Source organism: Micromonospora sp. NPDC048909 (genome assembly GCF_040649635.1).
Classification (GTDB): Bacteria; Actinomycetota; Actinomycetes; order Mycobacteriales; family Micromonosporaceae; genus Micromonospora.
In genome coordinates this window covers 75761-94201 of sequence record NZ_JBEZFU010000016.1, presented here as the reverse complement: position 1 = coordinate 94201, position 18441 = coordinate 75761, and the positions used below count along the sequence as shown (strand labels likewise).

The window sequence follows — 18441 nt, the reverse complement described above, 5'->3', positions numbered from 1 at the left end:
CCGAGGGTGTTCAGCCGAAGCAGTTGGGCGGCGTGGCCGGGCTGCCGAGGCAGTTGGTCGGCCGGTTGGCGGTGACCGCCGACTTGTCGTCGATGATCACGCCGGAGTTGGTGGTGAAGATGCCGCCCGGCGGCAGCGTGGAGAAGTTGTGTGCCACCTTCGTCTTGTCCAGGTTGACCTGGCCCGCGACGTTGAAGATGCCGCCGCCGATGCCGATCGGGCCGACCGCCCGGTTGCCGACGACCTCGCTCTTGCGCAGCACCGTGATGCTGCGCTCGTTGAACAGGCCGGCGCCGAAGAAGGCGGTCACGTTGTCCTTGATCGAGCTGTCCTCGATCGTCGCCCGGCTGCCGAAGGCGATCGCGAGGCCACCGCCGACGCCGATGGTGCTGTTGCTCTCGACCTTGACGCCGTAGAGGTTCAGCGAGCTCTCGGCCGCGGCGATGCCGCCACCGGCGACCAGCGCGGTGTTGTGGCTGATCGTCGAGTGCTTGACGGTGGTGTTGCCCTCGATGTCGAGGATGCCGCCGCCGAAGCCGATCGTCTTGTTGCCGGTGATCTCGGTCTTCTCGACCCAGACCGTGCCGCCGTCGATGTCGTCGGTGAAGATCTCCGCGGCGCCGTTGGCGATACCACCGCCGCCGATGCCGGCCTCGTTGTCCTTCACCTTGGCCTCGTACACCTTGAGCACACCGGCGTTGAAGATGCCGCCGCCGAAGAAGAAGGCGGTGTTCTCGGTCACGGTGCTCTTGGTGATCTTGGTGGTGCCGAAGTTGGCCACGCCGCCGCCGTTGCCGCCGGACTGGTTCTGCACGACCTCGGTGTGCTCGAGGTCGGCGGTGCCACCCGGCTGCACCAGGATGCCGGCGCCGTCGTTGAAGCCCGGCTCCTCGACCAGCGTCGAGACGCCGCCCTTCGGCGTCGCCTTCGGCACGGCCTTCAGCTCGGTCCGCGGCGTGACAGCCACGGCCTTGCCGGCCTTGGTCGCCGCCGCCGTCGTCTCGACCGAGGTCGAGTACGCCGACCAGACCGCTGCCGGCTCCGGCGCCATCAACCGGTTGAGGGTCTGGCCGCCCTTGATGGTCAGGCCCTTGAGCGTCAAGTGTCCGCCGGGGCCGACGTTGAGGATCCGGAAGTAGTCGGCGGTGGCGTCCCGGACGATCTTGGTGTCGTCACCCTTGAGGGTGATGTCCTCCGTGATCACCGGCAGGCCGTTGCCGTACTCGTCGGTCCGGGTCAGGTTGTAGGTGCACTTCTCCGCAAGCTTCAGCGTCGCGCCGTGGTTGTCGTTGGCGAAGACGATCGCCTGGATCAGCTTGTCGGTGTCGCAGGGCACCTCCTTCGCCCGGTCGTCGTGGTCCTTCTTGTCCTTGTCCTTGTTCTTGTCCCGGTCCTTGTCGTGGTCGTGCCGGTCGCGGCCCTCGTCGCCACGGTCCGCGCCCTGGTCGCCGTCCCGGCTGACCTGGGCGGTGGCCCACTTCAGGCCGTCGGCGCCGACCGCGCCCGCGCCGGTGGCGACACCGACCGCGGCAAGGCTGACCACGCCGGTCAACCCGGCCACGCCGCTGACGAGCCACAGCTTGCGGCGGCGCTTCGCCCCCGCAGCCGGCTCCGCGGCTTCATTGTTGGTTAGGTAGTTGGACATCGGAGCTCTCTGCCCTCTCCTCGTACCAGACAGGGTCGCGCCGCCTCAGACGGCCGTCCCCTGCTACAAATCGGTTGTAGCTCCCGAAACCCAACGTATGAGAATGTTCTTCGTCTCGCGGTCAAATCTGAGAGAACCCCGCATTAGGTACACGTTCCGGTCGAGCGGGGACGGGCGGCCCGGCGAGGCGCGGACCCGGCGGAGCAACCCGGGCGGGCAGGCGGGAGCCCAGATCCGGTGCAAACGGAAGAGCCCCTCCGTGCCGTCCGATACGGCGCGGAGGGGCCTTCCGTTATGTGGATCAGCCACTCACCTCTCAGGCGAAGCAGCGGGGAACGTTGAAGCAGTTGGTCGGTCGGTTGCCCTTGACCGCTGACTTGTCGTCCAGCTCGACCTCGCTGCTCGGCGAGTTGAAGATCCCGCCGGGCGGCAGGGTGGCGAAGTTGTCCGCCACCTTGGTCTTGGTCAACGTGACCGTGCCGTCGAAGATGTTGAAGATGCCGCCGCCGATGCCGAGCGGCCCGACGGCCCGGTTACCGACCACCTCGCTGTTGCGCAGCGTGGTGGTGCTGTCCTCGTTGAACAGCCCGCCACCGAAGAAGCCGGCGACGTTCTCCTTGATGCTGCTGTCCTCGATCGTGGCCACGCTGTCGAACGCGACCGCCAGGCCGCCGCCGACGCCCACCGTGCTGTTCTTGGCGACCGTGGTGTGCTTGAGCGTGAGCTGGCTGTCCGCCACCGCGAGACCGCCGCCGGCGAGCACCGCGGTGTTGCCGGTGACCTTCGAGTGCTCCAGCTTGGTCTCACCCTCGACGTCGAGGATGCCGCCGCCGAAACCGATCGTCTTGTTGCCGGTGACCTCGCTCTTGTAGAGCCAGAGCGAGCCCCCGTCGACGTCGTCGAAGAGGATGCCCGGGGCGCCGTTGGCGATACCACCGCCGCCGATCCCGGCCTCGTTGTCCTTGATCTTCGACTCGTCCACCTGGAGCACCCCGGCGTTGAAGATGCCGCCGCCGTAGAGGAAGGCGGTGTTCTTCGTGACGGTGCTCTTGCTCAGCCGGGTGTTGCCGAAGTTGGCCAGGCCGCCACCCTTGCCGCCGGACTGGTTCTGCACGATCTCGGTGTACTCGATGTCGGCCCGGCCGCCCGGCTGCACCAGGATCCCGGCGCCGTCGTTGAACTCCGGCTCCTCGACCAGGGTGCCGACGTCGGCGGTGGCCGGAGCGGCCGGGGCGACCGCCGCACCCGGCTTGGCGACGGCGGGCGCCTCGGTCACCGGCTTGGCGGTGGCGGGCGCCTCGGTCGCCGGCTTGGCGGTGGCGGGCGTTTCGGTCGCCGGCTTGGCGGTGGCGGTCGCCTCGGTCGCCGGCTTGGCGGTGGCGGGCGCCTCGGTCGCCGGCTTGGCGGTGGCGGGCGTCTCGGTCGCCGGCTTGGCGGTGGCGGTCGCCTTGGCGGCCGTCGCCTTCAGGGTGTCGGCCTCGACCGTGGCGAACGTGCCCGCCTTGGCCGCGGCCGTCGCCTGGACCGAGTTCGAGTAGTGGGACCAGACGGTGGCCGGCTGGGTCGGCGCGCCCCGGCTGAGGGTCTGGCCGCCCTTGATGGTCAGGCCCTTCAGGGTCAGGTGCCCGCCCGTACCGACGTTGAGAATCCGGAAGTAGCTCGCGGTCGCGTCCCGGACGATCTTGGTGTCGTGGCCCTTCAGGGTGATCTCCTGGGTGATCACCGGCAGGCCGTTGCCGTACTGGTCGTACCGGGTCAGGTTGTACGTGCAGCCCTTGGCCAGTTCCAGCGTCGCGCCGTGGTTCTGGTTGGCGAAGGTGATCGCCTGGATCAGCTTGTCGGTGTCGCAGGGCACCTCCTTTGCCCGGTCCTTGTGGTCCGAGTCCTTGCCCTTCTCGCCTCGGGCGTCGTCCTGGCCGCTCCAGTCGCCGCCGGACCACTCGTCCTTGCCCTTGCCCTCGTCCTCGTCCTTGCCCTCGTCGTTGCCCTTGCCCTCGTCCTTGCCGCCCTCGTCCGCCTTGCCGGCGTCGCTGACGTTCTGCTTCGGGGTGGACGCCTGCGCGTCCGAGAGCCGGTCCGGGCCCGGGGACTTGTCATCGCGGGCGGCCAGGCCACCCAGGGCCGCCAGGGCGACCACGCCGGTCAGCCCGGCGACCCCAGCGGCCACCCAGAGTTTCCGCCGCCCTGATCTCGGTGGGGCCGCAGTGGCTCCACCGTCGGGATTCGTTACGTCATTGAACATCAGAGCCTTCCGCCCTTTCCTGCTACCAGACGGGGCCGCGCCAGCCGAAGACGGCGCGACCAGCTACAAATAGGTTGCAGCCTCTGATATCCACCGTATGAGAAGGATCCTCGCGACGAGGATGTATCCGAGAAAACCCCGCATTCACCTCACATAAGGCAGTGAACGGGCAACCCGACACGCCGGGCAGAAAGCGGGCGAGCAGCGCAAACGCGGCGAGCCCCGCCTCCGGCAACCGCGACGTCGCAGACGTCGCAGGCCGATGACGGGGCTCGGCACAGGGGATGGGGCAGGTCAGCCCGGCAGGCGGGGGCCCGCCTCACGCTGCTCGGCCAGCCAGGTCTCCACCTCGTCGGCCGCGCGCGGCAGCCCGGCCGAGAGGTTCACCGCGCCGGTCGCGGTCACCAGCACGTCGTCCTCGATCCGGACGCCGATGCCGCGCAACTCCTCGGGGACCAGCTCGTCCTCCGGCTGGAAGTAGAGCCCGGGCTCGACGGTGAGCACGTAGCCCTCGCCCAGGCTGCCGTCGCGGTAGACCTCCTTGCGCGCGTTGGCGCAGTCGTGCACGTCAATGCCGAGCATGTGCCCGAAGCCGTGCAGCGTCCAGCGCCGGTAGACGGTCGACTTCTCGTCCATCGCCTCGTCCACGCTCACCGGCAACAGGCCCAGGTCGGCCAGGCCCTCGGCCAGCACCCGCATGCAGGTCAGGTGCACGTCGCGGAACTTCACCCCGGGCTTGATGGCGTCGATGCCGGCCTGCTGGGAGGCGTACACGACGTCGTAGACCTGGCGCTGCAGCGCGGTGAACCGACCGTTGACCGGCAGTACCCGGGTCACGTCGGCGGTGTAGAGGTTGCGGTTCTCCACACCCATGTCCATCAGCAGCAGCTCACCCGGGCGGGTCGCGCCGTGGTTGTGCACCCAGTGCAGGATCGTGGCGTGCTCGCCGGCACCGACGATCGAGTTGTAGCCGACGTCGTTGCCGTCGTGCCGCGCGCGCAGCGCGAAGATCCCCTCCAGCAGCCGCTCGGAGACGCTGCGATCCGCCGGCAACGCCCGGGCCACGTCCTCGAAGCCCCGCACGGTGGCGTCGATGGCGTCCTGGAGCTGGGCGATCTCCCACTCGTCCTTGACCAGCTTCAGCTCCGAGATGGCGATCGCCAGCTCCCGGTCCCGGGCCGGCTGGCCCTCCGCGCGGGCGCCGTCGTACGCGCGCACGGCCGCGTCCACCCCGGGGTCGAAACCGCGCAGCACCCGGGTACGCCCCGGCGCCAGGTCGGCCAACGCCGCGTCCAGCTCGGCGAGGTCCCCGGTCGGCAGGCCCAGCTCGGTCGACTTCTCGGCCAGCGTGTGCCGCCGGCCGACCCAGAGCTCGCCGTGCCGGCTGCGGAAGAACTCGTCGGTCAGCTTCGACGAGCGGGGCCGCATGTACAGCGTCGCGTCGTGCCCCGAGCCGGTCGGGCGCAGCACGAGCACGCTGTCCGGGTCGTGGTCACCGGTCAGGTAGGCGAAGTCGCTGCCCGGCCGGAACGGGTGGTCGGTGTCGTTGGCCCGTACCTTCTCCTTGCCGGTGGGGATCACCAGCGTCTCGCCGGGGAAGGCCGCCGAGAGCGCGGCCCGGCGCTTGGCGTAGTTGGGTGCCTCCGGGCGCGGGGAGACCGGCAGCTCGGAGTCCCGCCAGCCCTGCCGCATGAAGGACAGGAACGCCTCCGGGAAGTCCGGGTCGTGCGATTCGGTGCCGTCGGCCGGCGTGCCGTCGGTGCGTTCCTCGGTCATGCTCGCTCCCTCCGCGTCATTGCTGGTCCCGACCGTACCTCCCGGGCGGAGGTCGGTGGACCCGGCGGGCGGCCCCCGCCGGATCGCCGGACGGCCGCGACGGGCGTTCGGCACCCGTGGAAAGATGACCACCATGTGCGGACTCCTGGCCTTCTTCAGCGCGCGCGGTGACGCCGGCGCGCACCGCGACCACATCGCCGGCGCGCTGGAGTGCCTGCACCACCGCGGCCCGGACGAGACCGGCGTCGAGGTGGTCGGCGACGCCTCCGGCCGCTACGCCGACGGGGTGTTCGCCCACAAGCGGTTGGCGATCATCGACGTGGCGTCCAGCCACGAGCCGCTGCCCTACGCCGACGGCCGCTACCTGTTGACCTTCAACGGTGAGATCTACAACTACATCGAGCTCCGCGACGAGCTGGTCCGGACCTTCGGGGCGCGGTTCGCCACCGCCGGTGACGGCGAGGTGATCGTCGCCGGCTACCACTACTGGGGCGAGCAGGTGCTCACCCGGCTGCGGGGCATGTTCGCCTTCGTGATCTGGGACCGTCAGGAGCGGCGGGCGTTCGGCGCCCGCGACTACTTCGGCATCAAGCCGCTGCACTACCTGGAGACCGCCGACGGGCTCTACCTCGCCTCGGAGAAGAAGGCGCTGCTGCCCTTCGCGCACGCCAACTACCAGGGCGACGCCGGCATCGACACCGCCAGCCTCAGCCACTACCTCACCCTGCAGTACGTCCCGGAGCCCGGGACCCTGCACAAGGGGATCAACCGGATCGGCTCCGGGGAGTACCTCACCTGGACCCCGGGCGGCCGGATCGAGGTGCGCCGCTGGTACCGGCCGGTGTTCCGGCCCGCCCCGGTCGACGACGAGCAGAAGCTCTTCCACGAGATCCGGGAGACGCTGCGGGAGAGCGTCCGGATGCACATGCGTTCGGACGTGCCGGTCGGCTCGTTCCTCTCCAGCGGCATCGACTCGACCGCGGTGGTGGCGCTGGCCCGGGACTTCAACCCGAACATCCTCACCTTCACCGTCGGCTACGACGTGCCCGGCTACTCCGAGATCGACGTCGCCCAGGACTCGGCCCGGCACCTCGACGTGACCACCATCCCGACCAAGATCGGGCCGCAGGACATGATGGAGGCGCTGCCGAAGATCGTCTGGCACCTGGACGACCCGGTGGCCGACCCGGCGCTGGTGCCGCTCTACTTCGTGGCCAAGAAGGCGGCCGAGCACGTCACCGTGGTGCTCTCCGGTGAGGGCGCGGACGAGTTCTTCGGCGGCTACACCATCTACCGTGAGCCGCTCTCGCTCAGCGGCGTCAACGGCCTGCCCGGCGGCGTGCAGAAGGGGTTGCGCGCGGTCTCCAAGGCGATCCCGCAGGGCGTGAAGGGCAAGAGCTTCCTGGAGCGCGGCACCACGCCGATCGAGGAGCGCTACTACGGCAACGCCCGGATGTTCACCGAGGAGGAGAAGCAGCACCTGCTGCGCCGCTACGACCCGTCGGTGCGCTACACCGACGTCACCGCGCCGATCTACGCCGAGGCGACGGAGCTGGACGACGTCACCAAGATGCAGTACGTCGACCTCTACACCTGGCTGCGGGGCGACATCCTGGTCAAGGCCGACCGGATCTCGATGGCCCACTCGCTCGAGGTGCGGGTGCCCTTCCTGGACCGCGAGGTCTTCGACGTGGCGGCGAAGATCCCGGTGGACCTGAAGCTGCCGCCCCGCTCCGACGCCACCAAGTACGCGATGCGTCAGGCGTTGCAGGGTGTGGTCCCACCGGCGATCGTCAACCGCAAGAAGCTGGGCTTCCCCACCCCGACCCGGGTGTGGCTGCGCGGCGAGATGTACGAGTGGGCGCGGCACGTGATCGCCACCTCCGGCGCCGGTGACCTGCTCGACCTGTCGTACGCGCTGCGGCTGCTCGACGAGCACAAGCGGGAGGAGGCCGACCACTCCCGCAAGGTGTGGACCGTGCTGATCTTCTGCATCTGGCACGCCATCTTCGTGGCGAAGACCCTCGATCCGGGCATCCAGCGCAACCAGTCCGCCCTGCTCACCAAGCCCGTGGTCGGCTCCATGGTCCGCTGACCACCCGCCCCGCCCCTTGTTGATCAAGAGGTTTGCGTCACCGGAACGCCTCCGGATGACGCAAACCTCTTGATCATTTTGTGCCTGCGGTCAGGTGGAGGCCTGCGGTCACGTGCGGGTGCAGGTGACTGTTGGTAGGGGGTTGGTGCCGGTGGTGGTGGCCAGGAAGCCGAACGTGGTGGTGCCCTCCGGTGGGACGGTGCCGTTCCAGGAGACGTTGCCGGCTGTCACCGACGTGCCGGACGTGCTCTGGGTGGCGCTCCAGATCTGGTTGATCGATTGCCCGCCCGGCCAGGTCCAGCTCGCCGTCCAGCCGGCGAACGGCGTGCTGCCGTGGTTCATGATTGTGACTTCGCCCTGGAAGCCGCCCTGCCAGGCGCTGACCACCCGGTAGACCGCCATGCAGTCCCCGCCGTGCGGCGGCGGGGTGGTCGGGTCGGGCGGGGGAGTGGTCGGGTCGGGCGGCAGGGTGCCTCCCGCTCCGACCCCGGTCACCTCACCGTTGCCGCCGTCGAAGGTGACGTCCGAGCAGCCGAAGAAGTTCTCCTGGCTGTCCGAACGCACCCAGCGCGAGTAGATGATGTGCCGGCCGCTCTTGCCGGTCGGCAGGTTGCCGCTGAAGTAGTAGTGCCCGTCGTTGGTGCCGACCGCGCCCCGCTGCGGTGGGTTGGTCACCGTCAGGAACGGCTGCTCCTCCAGGTCGCTCCAGGCCAGCGCGCGGGTCGGGCTCCAGCTGTCCTTGGTGACGTAGAAGTAGAACGTGCCGGGGTGGTGGGCCCAGTTGCTGTACCGGAACTCCATCCGCGCACCCGCGGTCAGGTGGGTCAGCGGCCAGTCCGTGCGGGCCAGGTTGTAGCCGGTGTAGCCGGGGTTGCCGCCGCTGCACAGCTGCCCGTCGGGGATGAAGCCGACGGTCCGGCCGCCGGCGTCCGAGCGCAGCACACTGAACCAGTTGTAGAGCGAGTTGGCGCCGCTCTGCGCCACGGCGGCGGAGCAGGCGGGGTTGTTCGGCCGGATCTCACCGGTCGGGCTGAGGCCGTCCTTCCAGCACAGGAAGGTCCGGCTGCCCGGGGTCATCGCGGCGCCGTGCGCGGCGGCCGGCTGCGGCCCACTGACCAGAGCGACGGCCCCCACCACGAGGGTCGCGGCCGCGGTGAGCAACGCGGCCGTACGGGAACGGTTCACGGGTTCTCCTGACTCGCGGGGCGCGCCCTGCGGACCGCCTCCCGCGATGCGGGATGGCCCGACCGCCCCGCTTCGACGAGCGGATGCGACGGTTGCGGCGCACCGCCCGGACGGGCGAGCGCCACCCACGGTCCGCCTCGCGGACCGGCGCCCTCGCGTGCTGTGGAACCCGGCAGCCGGCGGCAGCGGCAGCCCACCGCACCGCCCGGCATGCGCCATCCCACCACGCGCCGTAGCGGTGACGCAATAGCCCTTCCTCGATGTGTCAGTCCACCCTCAGAGCAGCTTCTCCAGGGTGATCGGCAGCTCGTACTGGCGGCGGCCGGTGGCGTGGTGCACGGCGTTGGCGATCGCGGCGGCCGCGCCGACCACGCCGATCTCGCCGACGCCCTTGATCCCGATCGGGTTCACCACCTCGTCGTGCATCTCGATGGTGTCCACCACCACGTCCGGGGCGTCCGCGTTGACCGGCACCAGGTAGTCGGCGAGGCTGGCGTTGGCCCAGCGCCCCATCCGCGGGTCCATCCGGGTGGCCTCCAGCAGCGCCTGACCCAGCCCCCAGAGCATCCCGCCCATCAGCTGGCTGTGCGCCATCTTGCGGTTGAGCACCCGGCCGGGGGCGAAGACGCCGACCATCCGGCGCACCCGGACCACGCCGAGGTCGGCGTCCACCGCCACCTCGGCCATCTGCGCGCCGAAGGTGTGCACGCCGTAACCGGCGTCCTGCGGCGGCGGGTTCCAGGTGCCGAGCACCTCCACGTCCGGGGTCATGGTCCGGTGCATCAGGTCGGCGTACGTCTCGCCGACGTCGCGGCGGTCGCAGAGCACCATCTTGCCGTCGCGGACCTCCACCCGGGCCGGGTCGGCGCCGCGCAGCGGCGAGTGGTCGTCGCCCACCGCGCGGCGGATCAGCTCGTCCCGCAGTTGGCATGCCGCCACGTGTACGGCGGACCCGACGGCGCTGGTGCCGGCGGAGCCGACCGCGGCGGTGATGTTGGGCAGGTCGCTGCTGCCCCCGACGAACCGCACCCGCTGCACCGGCAGGCCGAGCGCGTCGGCGGCGACCTGGGTCATCGCGGTGAACACGCCGGTGCCGAACTCCGAGACGCCGGCCTCGACGACGGCGGTGCCGTCGTTGTAGAGCCGGGCGCGGGCGCGCTGCGGGTTGACCGGCTGCGTCACCGGGTAGAGCGCACTGGCCATGCCCGTGCCGATCAGCCACTGTCCCTCGCGGCGGGAGCCGATCCGGGGGTCGCGGTCCCGCCAGCCGAACAGGTCGGCCGCGCGCTGGTAGCACTCCTTGAGCCCGCTGCTGGACCACGGCTGGCCGCTCTCCGGGTCGGTGTCGGAGTAGTTGCGCATCCGCAGTTCCAGCGGGTCGATGCCGATCCGCTCGGCCAGCTCGTCCATCGCGCACTCCAGCGCGAACATCCCGGTCGCCTCGCCGGGCGCGCGCATGAAGGTCGGGGTGATGGTGTTGCCGCGGACCAGGTGGTAGATCCCCTCGTAGTTCGGGCTCGTGTACGCCACCGCCGGACTCTGCAGCGACGGCTCCGCCCAGTCGTCGAAGGGCGAGGTGAGGGCGAACTTGTGGTGGCGCAGGGCGGTGATCCGCCCGTCGGCGCGGGCGCCGATGGTGATCCGCTGCTCCTGTTCCTCCCGATGCCCGCACGAGGTGAACATCTGCTCCCGCGTCAGCGCCAGCCGCACCGGGCGGCCGACCTGCCGGGCGGCCAGCGCGGCCAGCGCCGGGTGGTGCCAGACCATCGCCTTGGAACCGAAGCTGCCACCGACCGCGTGGCTGACCACGCGGATCGAGATCGGCGGCAGGCCGAGCAGTTCGGCGAGGGTGAACTGGACCGAGTTCGGGCCCTGGGTCGAGTCGTAGACGGTCAGTCGGTCGGCGTCCTCCCAGACCGCGGTGCTGGCCGAGGGCTCGATCGGGTTGTGGTGGTTGGGCGCGAACCGGTAGCTCGCCTCCACGCGGATCTCCGCGTCGGCCAGCGCCTTGGTCACGTCGCCGCGCGACGCCTGCCCCGGCAGCAGGCCACCGAAGATCCGCTCCGGCACGTACGCGCGGTCACGGCCCTGGTCGAGCAGGGTGGTCGGGGTGCTGGTCTCGTACTCGACGCGGACCAGGGTGCCGGCGTGGTCGGCGCGCTCGATGGTGTCGGCGACCACGACGGCGATCGGCTGGCCGGCGTAGTGGATCGTCTCGTCCTGCATCGGGAAGAAGGTCTGCCCGGGTGCGGCCAACCCGGCCAGCGACGGCAGCAGCCGGGGCACGGTGGCGACCCGGTCCAGGGTGCGGTGGGTGAGCACGGCCAGCACCCCCTCGGCCCGCTCCGCCTCGCTGGTGTCGATCGTGGTGATCCGACCACTGGCGATCTTCGCGTTGACCAGCACCGCGTGGGTCAGGTTGGGCACCGGCACCTCGGCGGAGTAGCGCGACTCGCCGCGTACCTTGAAGCGGCCGTCCACCCGGTTCAGGGTGGCGCCGATCGCCGGGCTCATGCCGTTTCCTCCCGTTGCGCCATCGCCGTCAGGGCGCGGACCATGGTCCGCCGGGCAAGTTCGATCTTGAACGCGTTCATGCCGTGCGGCACCGCCCCGGCCAGCTCGGCCTCGGCGGCGCGGGTGAACGATTCGACGGTCGCCGGGGCGCCGTCGAGCACCTGCTCGGCCGCGCGGGCGCGCCACGGCTTGGTGGCCACCCCGCCCAGGGCCAGCCGGATCTCCGCGATGCGACCGCCGGCCACCGACATGGCCACCGCGACGGAGGCGAGCGCGAACTCGTACGACTCACGATCACGGATCTTGATGTAGCGGGAGGTGGCCGCCACCGGGAGCGCCGGCAGGTCGATGCCGGTGATCAGCTCGCCGTGGCTCAGCGGGTGCTCCCGTTCCGGGGTCTGCCCCGGGAGCAGGTAGAAGTCGTCGATCGGGATGCCGCGTGACCCGCCCGGCCCCTCGGTGCGTACCACCGCGTCCAACGCCACCAGCGCCACCGCCAGGTCGGACGGATGGGTGGCGATGCAGCAGTCGCTGGTGCCCAGCACGGCGTGTCCCCGGTTGACCCCGTCCAGGGCGCTGCACCCCGTACCGGGGGCGCGTTTGTTGCAGGGCGCCTCGGTGTCCCGGAAGTAGCTGCAGCGCACCCGTTGCAGGAGGTTGCCGCCGAGGGTGCCCATGTGCCGCAGTTGCGGGGAGGCGCCGAGCACCAGCGCCTCGGCCACCACCGGGTAGCGCCGGGCCACCGCCGGCTGCTCGGCCACGTCGCTCATCCGGGCCAGTCCGCCGAGCCGCAGCCCGCCGTCCGGTAGTTCCTCGATCTGGTTCAACGGCAGGTCGTTGATGTCGACCAGGCGGCGGGGCTGCTCGACGTAGATCCGCAGCAGGTCGACCTGGGTCGTGCCGCCGGCCAGGAAGGCGCTCTCCGGGTCGGCGGCGACCGTGCCGATCGCGGTGCCGACGTCGGAGACCCGCGAGTAGCTAATCGGCCGCACGGCTGCGCTCCTCGTCGCGGACCCGCCGGATCGCGGTGCGGATGTGCGGGTACGCGGCGCAGCGGCAGATGTTGCCGCTCATCCACTCCCGGATCTCCGCGTCGTCGCCGGCGTGCCCCTCGTCCAGCAGCGCCACCGCCGACATGATCTGCCCCGGGGTGCAGTAGCCGCACTGGAAGGCGTCCGCGTCCAGGAACGCCTGCTGCATCGGGTGCAGCGTGTCCCCGTCGGACAGTCCCTCGATCGTGGTCACCTCGCGGTTCTCGCAGCTGATCGCGAGCGTGAGGCAGGCCAGCACCCGGCGTCGGTCCACCCAGACCGTGCAGGCTCCGCAGGCCCCCTGGTTGCACCCCTTCTTGGTGCCGGTCAGATCGAGTCGGTCCCGCAGGGCGTCCAGGAGGCTGACCCGGGGCTCGACGAGCATCCTGCGGGCCGCCCCGTTGACCCGTAGCCGGACCTCCACCTCGCCCGGCCCCCGGACCACCGCGCTGTCCGGGGCCGGCGCGGTCCGCGTCGCCTGGAACGACTTCGCCACCTCGCACCCCCTCGTGTTCGGCCCGACCATATATTCCGAATCGTCGCGCCTTACGGCATATGGTCGGACTTGCCTCGGCCGGGAACGCCCGGCCGGACGACGCGCCGGAACGGGGGGCGGGACGCGTGCGGGACGTCTTCGACGAGCTGCACCGCCACTGGCGGGCCGGCGAGCCGGTCGCAATGGCCACGGTGGTGGCGACCTGGCGGTCGGCGCCGCAGCCACCCGGCGCCGCGATGCTGGTGGCCGCCGACGGCACGGTCACCGGCAGCGTCTCCGGCGGCTGCGTCGAGGCCGACCTCTACGAGCGGGCGCGGGCGGTGCTCGACACCGGCGTCCCCGAGCTGACCCGCTACGGCGTCACCGACGATGACGCGTACGCGGTCGGCCTGACCTGCGGTGGAGTGCTGGACGTCTTCGTGGAGCGGATCGAGGCCGCCGGCTTCCCACAGCTCGACGCGGTCGCCGCCACCCGCCGTGCCGGCCGCCCGACGGCCGTGGTCACCTGCGTCGAGGCGGACGCCGGAGACCCGCCCGGCGCGGCGGCACCCGCCGACCCGGCCAGACGGCTCGGCCGGCGGCTGGTGCTGGCCGACGGCCGGGTGACCGGGTCGCTCGGCAGCGACCGGCTGGACGCCGCGGCCGCCGACGACGCGCTGGGCCTGCTCGCCGCCGGGCAGAGCGGGGTGCTCCGGTACGGCTACCACGGAGAGCGTCGCGGCAGCGGCGTCAGCCTCTTCGTCGCCGCGTACGCCACCGCACCACGGATGATCGTCTTCGGGGCCATCGACTTCGCCGCGGCGGTGGCCCGGATGGGGACGTTCCTCGGCTACCGGGTGACCGTCTGCGACGCCCGAGGAGTCTTCGCCACCGCCCGGCGCTTCCCGGACGCGGACGAGGTGGTGGTCGACTGGCCGCACCGCTACCTGCAGGCCGAGTTGGACGCCGGCCGGGTCGACGGGCGGACGGTGGTCTGCGTGCTCACCCACGACCCGAAGTTCGACGTGCCGGTGCTCGCGCTGGCGCTACGCCACCCGCTGGCGTACGTCGGGGCGATGGGATCGCGACGCACCCACGACGAGCGGCGCAAACGCCTGCGCGAGGCGGGGACCAGCCTGGCCCAGCTGGCCCGGCTCGCCTCACCGATCGGGCTGGATCTGGGCGGGCGCACCCCGGAGGAGACCGCGGTGAGCGTGGCGGCGCAGATCGTCGCGGGTCGCTGGGGCGGCACCGCCCGGCCGCTGGCCGAGCTGGCCGGGCCCATCCACCACCCCGTCGCGTCGGGGCCGGACCAGCCGGGCGGGTAGCGACCGACGACTGCTCGCGGCCGGGACGGCGGATGCTCGTTCTGTCGCGCGCCGTGCCGGCCAGATGCGACAGGATCTCTTTAGGCGCGACGACGGGTTCGTGACCGTCGCGACCGGGCGGCGCGGCAGCCGCCGACGAAGAAAGGACCGGGATGGGATACACCGTGGTGCTCGGCGAGGCACTGGTCGACCTGCTCGACACCGAGTGCGGTGGCGCGCCGGTCTACCGCCAGGCGATCGGCGGTGGGCCGCTCAACGTCGCGGTCGGGGTGGCCCGGCTCGGCGGCGCGGCGCAGTTCGTCGGGTCGTTCGGCGACGACGCGCTGGCCGGGCGGATCCGCGCCTTCCTGACCGCCGCCGGCGTGGGGCTGGACGGCGCGGTCACCGTGCCGGCGCCCACCGCGCTCGCGGTGGCCACCTTCGCCGGGGCGGAACCCGACTTCCGCTTCTACGGTGAGCCGCCCGCGTACGGCCTGCTCACCGCCGAGGACCTGAACGTCGCCCTGGTGGACGGTGCCGACGTGCTCTACTGCGGTTCGATCGTGCTGCTTCAACCGCCCGTGCTCGCCGCCGCGCGCCGGGCCTGGTCGCTCGCGACCGGCCTGCGGGTCTTCGACCCGAACGTCCGGCCCCGGCTGCTGGACGGTCCGGCCGCGCTCGTCGGGTTGCGTGACGTGGTGGCCGAGTTCGCCGCCGGGGCGCACCTGGTCAAGCTGAGTGGCGCCGATGCCGAGCTGCTCTATCCCGGCGAGCCGGTCGAGGGCGTCGCCGCGTACCTGCGCGAACTCGGCGCCGCGACGGTGGTCGTCACGCTCGGCGGTGACGGCGCGGTGCTCGCCACCGCCGGGGCCGACCCGGTCCTGGTGCCGGCGCCCCGGGTCAACCCGGTGGACACCACCGGGGCCGGCGACTCGGTGATGGCCGCGCTCATCGCCGACCTGCTGGTCGACGGCGAGCCGACCGAGCCGGCCGGCTGGATCGAGCGGGTGGCGTTCGCGCTGCGCGTGGCCGGCCTGGTCTGCGAGTCTCCCGGCGGCGCCACCGCCATGCCCACCCGCGCCGACGTCCTGCAGCGCTTCACCCGCTGACCGTCGGCCCGCTCGCCGCGAGGGTGCGGACGGCGGTGAGCGAGAGAAGGACCGCCCCCGCCACCACCGCGGCCATCGGCACCGCGCTGCCCTCGCCGCCGAGCCCGGCGAGCGGGGCGGCGAGCGCGCCGATCACCGACTGGACCGTACCCATCAGGGCCGCCGCCGTGCCGGCGTGGCGAGGATGCCGGTCCAGCCCCAGCGCGGTGCTGTTCGGTGTCACCATGCCGAGCGAGCCGACGAAGAGGAAGAGGCACGCCGCCACCACCCACGGGCTGCCGGCCACCGCGCCGACCAGCAGGCCGGCCGCGGCCACCGTGCCGACCGTCAGGGCGCGGATCAGCAGACTGCGTGGGCTCGACCGGTCGAGCAGCCGTGCGTTGGCCTGCCCGGCGGCGACCAGGGCCAGCGCGTTGAGCCCGAAGATCAGGCTGAAGAGGGCGCCGGAGACGCCGAACACGTCCTGGAAGACGAAGGACGATCCGGAGATGTAGGCGAAGAGGCCGGCGAAGGCCAGGCCCTGGGTCAGGGCGTAGCCGAGGTAGACCCGGTCGCCGGCCAGCGATCGCATCGTCCGGGCGGTGGCGGCCAGACCGCCGCTGTTGCGCCGCTCGACCGGGAGGGTCTCGGGCAGCCGCCAGGCCACCGCGGCGGCGAGCAGCAGGCCGATCACCGCGAGGACCACGAAGACCGCCCGCCAGGAGCCGAACCGCAGCACCAGGCTGCCGACGCCGGGCGCGGCCACCGGGGCCACCCCGAAGACGAGGGTGAGCCGGGAGAAGTACTTCGCGGCAGCCCGCCCGGAGTGCAGGTCGCGGACCACGGCTCGGGCGACCACCACACCCATCCCGCCGGCGAAGCCCTGGGCGAAACGCGCCGCGGCCAGCGCCGGGGCGTTCGGCGCGATGGCGCAGACCAGCGACAGCACTGCGTACGCGGCGCCGCCGGCCAGCACCGGCCGGCGGCGTCCCCACCGGTCGCTCAGCGGGCCGGTGACCAGTTGGCCGAGGGCCATCCCGATCAGGCAGGTGGTGAGCGAGAGCTGGATCTGCGCCTGGTCGGCCCCGAGCTCCCGGGTCATCTCAGGGAACGCCGGCAGGTACATGTCCAGCGACAGCGGCCCGAACGCGGTCAGCAGGCCGAGCAGCGCCAGCAGGCCCGGGCCGGTCCGCGCCGGGCCGGTGGCCGGTTGCCCGGCCGGCGCCGACGGCATGGTCGGTTGGGTCGTCTGTGCCACGAGAGATCTCCCCACAATGATCGTCTCGGGTACCTTAGCTCTGTATTCAGAGGTATTTCCCGCCGAAGTGGGTGAGGTCATGTCGAACGGCCAGGACGCGGCGCGGCTCGGTGCTGCCGTGGGCGAGCTCTACCGGTTGCTGCGCCGGTCGGCGAACCAGCGGGCCAACCGCGCCGCGCTGCCGCTGGCGCAGGTGGAACTGCTCTTGGTGATCCGCGCCCATCCGGGCGTGAGCGTCAAGGAGGCGGCCGGGCGGCTGCGCGCGGCGCCGAACACGGTCAGCACGCTGGTGGGCGACCTCGCCACCGCCGGGCTGTTGGAGCGCGAGCGCGACCCGGCGGACGGCCGCGTGGTGCGACTCCGGCTCACTCCGGCGGCCCGGAACCGGATGGCCGACTACGAACGGCACCGCACCGAGCTGCTCACCGAGGCGCTGTCCGAGCTCGACCCGGCCGCCCGGGACGCGCTGAACGCAGCCGTTCCGCACCTGGACCGGCTCGCCGTGCTGCTGGGCGGACCCACCTGAGCGGTCGGCGTCAGAGGGTGCCGTCGAGTTCGGCGAAGCCGCGGCGGGCGGCGACCAGGGCAGCCTGGGGACCGAACGGTGCGCCGGCGGCGATCTGTTCCGCCGGGGTGCCGGCACGGTGCGCGGACCGGATCAGCCCGCCCAGCTCGACCAGCTGCCGGTGCTGGGCCCGGACGAACTCCGCGCCCACCGGGGTGCCGTGCCCGGGGATCACCACCGTGCCGGGGGTGGTGAACCGGAGCAGGTCGGCGACGGCGTCCGGCCACCGCAGCGGGTAGGAGTCCTCGAAGGCCGGCGGTGCGCCCTGCTCGACCAGGTCACCGGCGACCAGCACGTCCGCGTCCGGCACGTGCACCACCAGGTCGCCGTCGGTGTGCCCGGGGCCGGGGTGACGCAACAGCACCCGCCGGCCGCCGACGTCGAGCACCGTCTCGCCGCGTACCGGGTGGGTGGGCGCGAGCAGCTCGGTGGCGGCCAGCGCGGGGGCGAGCGCCGGCCACCCGGCACGCACCTCGGCGTACGCCTCCCGGCGCAGCCGCTCGGGGTGCTCGCGCAGCAGGGCCGCGACCCGCTCGTGCGCGTAGACCGGACGGGGCGGGTCGGCGGCGAGGGTGGCGTTGCCGAAGCAGTGATCGAAGTGGTGGTGCGTGTTCACCACCGTCCACGGCGCGGCGGTGACCGCGCGGGCGGCGGCGGCCAGCTCGGCGGCCTGCCCGGCGGTGGAGAGGGTGTCCACCAGTAGCGCGGCGCCGTCGCCGACCACCAGCGTGACGTTCACCGCGAGCAGCGGCTCACGCAGCACGTGCACCCGGTCGGCGACCTCGACGAACCGGCCGGTCATGCGTGCCGCGCGGCGCGCTCCACGAACCGTCGGCGGTCGACCACCATCCGCTCCACCCGACCGTCGGCAACGATGCCATCGCCGTCGGTGACGGTCACCTCGAAGGCCAGCCGCCGGCCGTCGACCTCGGCCAGCCGGGCCTGCGCCCGGACCGTGCGCCCGATCGGGGTGGCGGCCCGATGCTCCAGCTCGACCCGCAGCCCGACGGTGGTGGTGCCGGCCGCCAGCCGGGCGGCGGTCGCCGCGACCGTCGCGGCCTCGGCGAGTGCCAGGACGCGGGGCGTGCCCAGCACCGGCACGTCGCCCGAGCCGAGCGCCTGCGCGGTGTCGGCGTCGGTGACGGTCAACTCCACCACGGCGGTCAGCCCCGGGGCGAGCGCGGGCTCCGGCTGCTCCTGCATGGCCCACAGCCTAGGCGCTGCCCGGCCGCGCTGGTGGTCGGCGTCGGTCGATGCCCG

The 18441-nt window shown here is 72.2% G+C and carries 14 protein-coding genes; 4 read left to right on the top strand and 10 right to left on the bottom strand.

Annotated elements, in window-relative coordinates; translation table 11 throughout:
- Positions 1–10: 10 nt before the first annotated feature.
- From AB0C04_RS29750 to AB0C04_RS29740, 3 genes are all read right to left on the bottom strand, one after another.
- The gene (locus tag AB0C04_RS29750; protein ID WP_357061041.1) at positions 11–1645 is read right to left on the bottom strand and encodes a right-handed parallel beta-helix repeat-containing protein; all 1635 of its coding nucleotides are present in this window, start codon (positions 1643–1645) and stop codon (positions 11–13) included.
- Between the two features lie 316 nt (positions 1646–1961).
- The gene (locus tag AB0C04_RS29745; protein WP_357061038.1) at positions 1962–3812 is read right to left on the bottom strand and encodes a hypothetical protein; all 1851 of its coding nucleotides are present in this window, start codon (positions 3810–3812) and stop codon (positions 1962–1964) included.
- Between the two features lie 369 nt (positions 3813–4181).
- Positions 4182–5663 carry an aminopeptidase P family protein gene (locus tag AB0C04_RS29740; RefSeq protein WP_357061035.1) on the bottom strand — a complete coding sequence of 494 codons (1482 nt, stop codon included), beginning with the start codon at positions 5661–5663 and terminating at the stop codon, positions 4182–4184.
- Between the two features lie 133 nt (positions 5664–5796).
- Here AB0C04_RS29740 and asnB point away from each other — a divergent pair, with 133 nt between their 5' ends.
- Complete coding sequence (gene asnB, locus AB0C04_RS29735; RefSeq protein WP_357061032.1) at positions 5797–7758, top strand: asparagine synthase (glutamine-hydrolyzing); 1962 nt, start codon at positions 5797–5799, stop codon at positions 7756–7758.
- Between the two features lie 108 nt (positions 7759–7866).
- Here asnB and AB0C04_RS29730 read toward each other — a convergent pair whose 3' ends face one another.
- The 4 genes from AB0C04_RS29730 to AB0C04_RS29715 form a co-directional block, all read right to left on the bottom strand.
- Positions 7867–8943, bottom strand: coding sequence for a lytic polysaccharide monooxygenase (locus tag AB0C04_RS29730; protein WP_357061029.1), 1077 nt, complete (start codon positions 8941–8943; stop codon positions 7867–7869).
- A gap of 276 nt (positions 8944–9219) precedes the next feature.
- Positions 9220–11457 (bottom strand): xanthine dehydrogenase family protein molybdopterin-binding subunit, encoded by a 2238-nt coding sequence (locus AB0C04_RS29725; RefSeq protein WP_357061026.1) that lies wholly within the window; start codon positions 11455–11457, stop codon positions 9220–9222.
- Positions 11454–12449: a xanthine dehydrogenase family protein subunit M gene (locus AB0C04_RS29720; RefSeq protein WP_357061024.1), complete on the bottom strand. Its 996-nt coding sequence runs from the start codon at positions 12447–12449 to the stop codon at positions 11454–11456. Before AB0C04_RS29720 ends, AB0C04_RS29725 begins: the two co-directional genes overlap by 4 nt.
- Positions 12436–12912, bottom strand: coding sequence for a (2Fe-2S)-binding protein (locus AB0C04_RS29715; RefSeq protein WP_357061077.1), 477 nt, complete (start codon positions 12910–12912; stop codon positions 12436–12438). The genes AB0C04_RS29720 and AB0C04_RS29715 overlap by 14 nt, the downstream gene beginning before the upstream one ends.
- A gap of 197 nt (positions 12913–13109) precedes the next feature.
- Here AB0C04_RS29715 and AB0C04_RS29710 point away from each other — a divergent pair, with 197 nt between their 5' ends.
- On the top strand, positions 13110–14291 hold the full coding sequence (locus AB0C04_RS29710) for an XdhC/CoxI family protein (RefSeq protein WP_357061021.1): 1182 nt from the start codon (positions 13110–13112) through the stop codon (positions 14289–14291).
- Positions 14292–14443: 152 nt separating this feature from the next.
- Complete coding sequence (locus AB0C04_RS29705) at positions 14444–15379, top strand: carbohydrate kinase (RefSeq protein ID WP_357061019.1); 936 nt, start codon at positions 14444–14446, stop codon at positions 15377–15379.
- Here the strand turns inward: AB0C04_RS29705 and AB0C04_RS29700 are convergent.
- Positions 15369–16616 (bottom strand): multidrug effflux MFS transporter, encoded by a 1248-nt coding sequence (locus AB0C04_RS29700; protein WP_357061016.1) that lies wholly within the window; start codon positions 16614–16616, stop codon positions 15369–15371. The two genes, AB0C04_RS29705 and AB0C04_RS29700, sit on opposite strands and share 11 nt — an antisense overlap.
- Positions 16617–16695: 79 nt before the next feature.
- Between AB0C04_RS29700 and AB0C04_RS29695 the strand changes: the two genes are divergently transcribed.
- Positions 16696–17142: a MarR family winged helix-turn-helix transcriptional regulator gene (locus AB0C04_RS29695; RefSeq protein ID WP_357061013.1), complete on the top strand. Its 447-nt coding sequence runs from the start codon at positions 16696–16698 to the stop codon at positions 17140–17142.
- Positions 17143–17152: 10 nt separating this feature from the next.
- Here AB0C04_RS29695 and AB0C04_RS29690 read toward each other — a convergent pair whose 3' ends face one another.
- Both AB0C04_RS29690 and AB0C04_RS29685 read right to left on the bottom strand, forming a co-directional pair.
- Positions 17153–17983 (bottom strand): MBL fold metallo-hydrolase, encoded by an 831-nt coding sequence (locus AB0C04_RS29690; RefSeq protein WP_357061011.1) that lies wholly within the window; start codon positions 17981–17983, stop codon positions 17153–17155.
- On the bottom strand, positions 17980–18384 hold the full coding sequence (locus AB0C04_RS29685; RefSeq protein ID WP_357061008.1) for a hotdog domain-containing protein: 405 nt from the start codon (positions 18382–18384) through the stop codon (positions 17980–17982). Before AB0C04_RS29685 ends, AB0C04_RS29690 begins: the two co-directional genes overlap by 4 nt.
- Positions 18385–18441 lie beyond the last annotated feature (57 nt).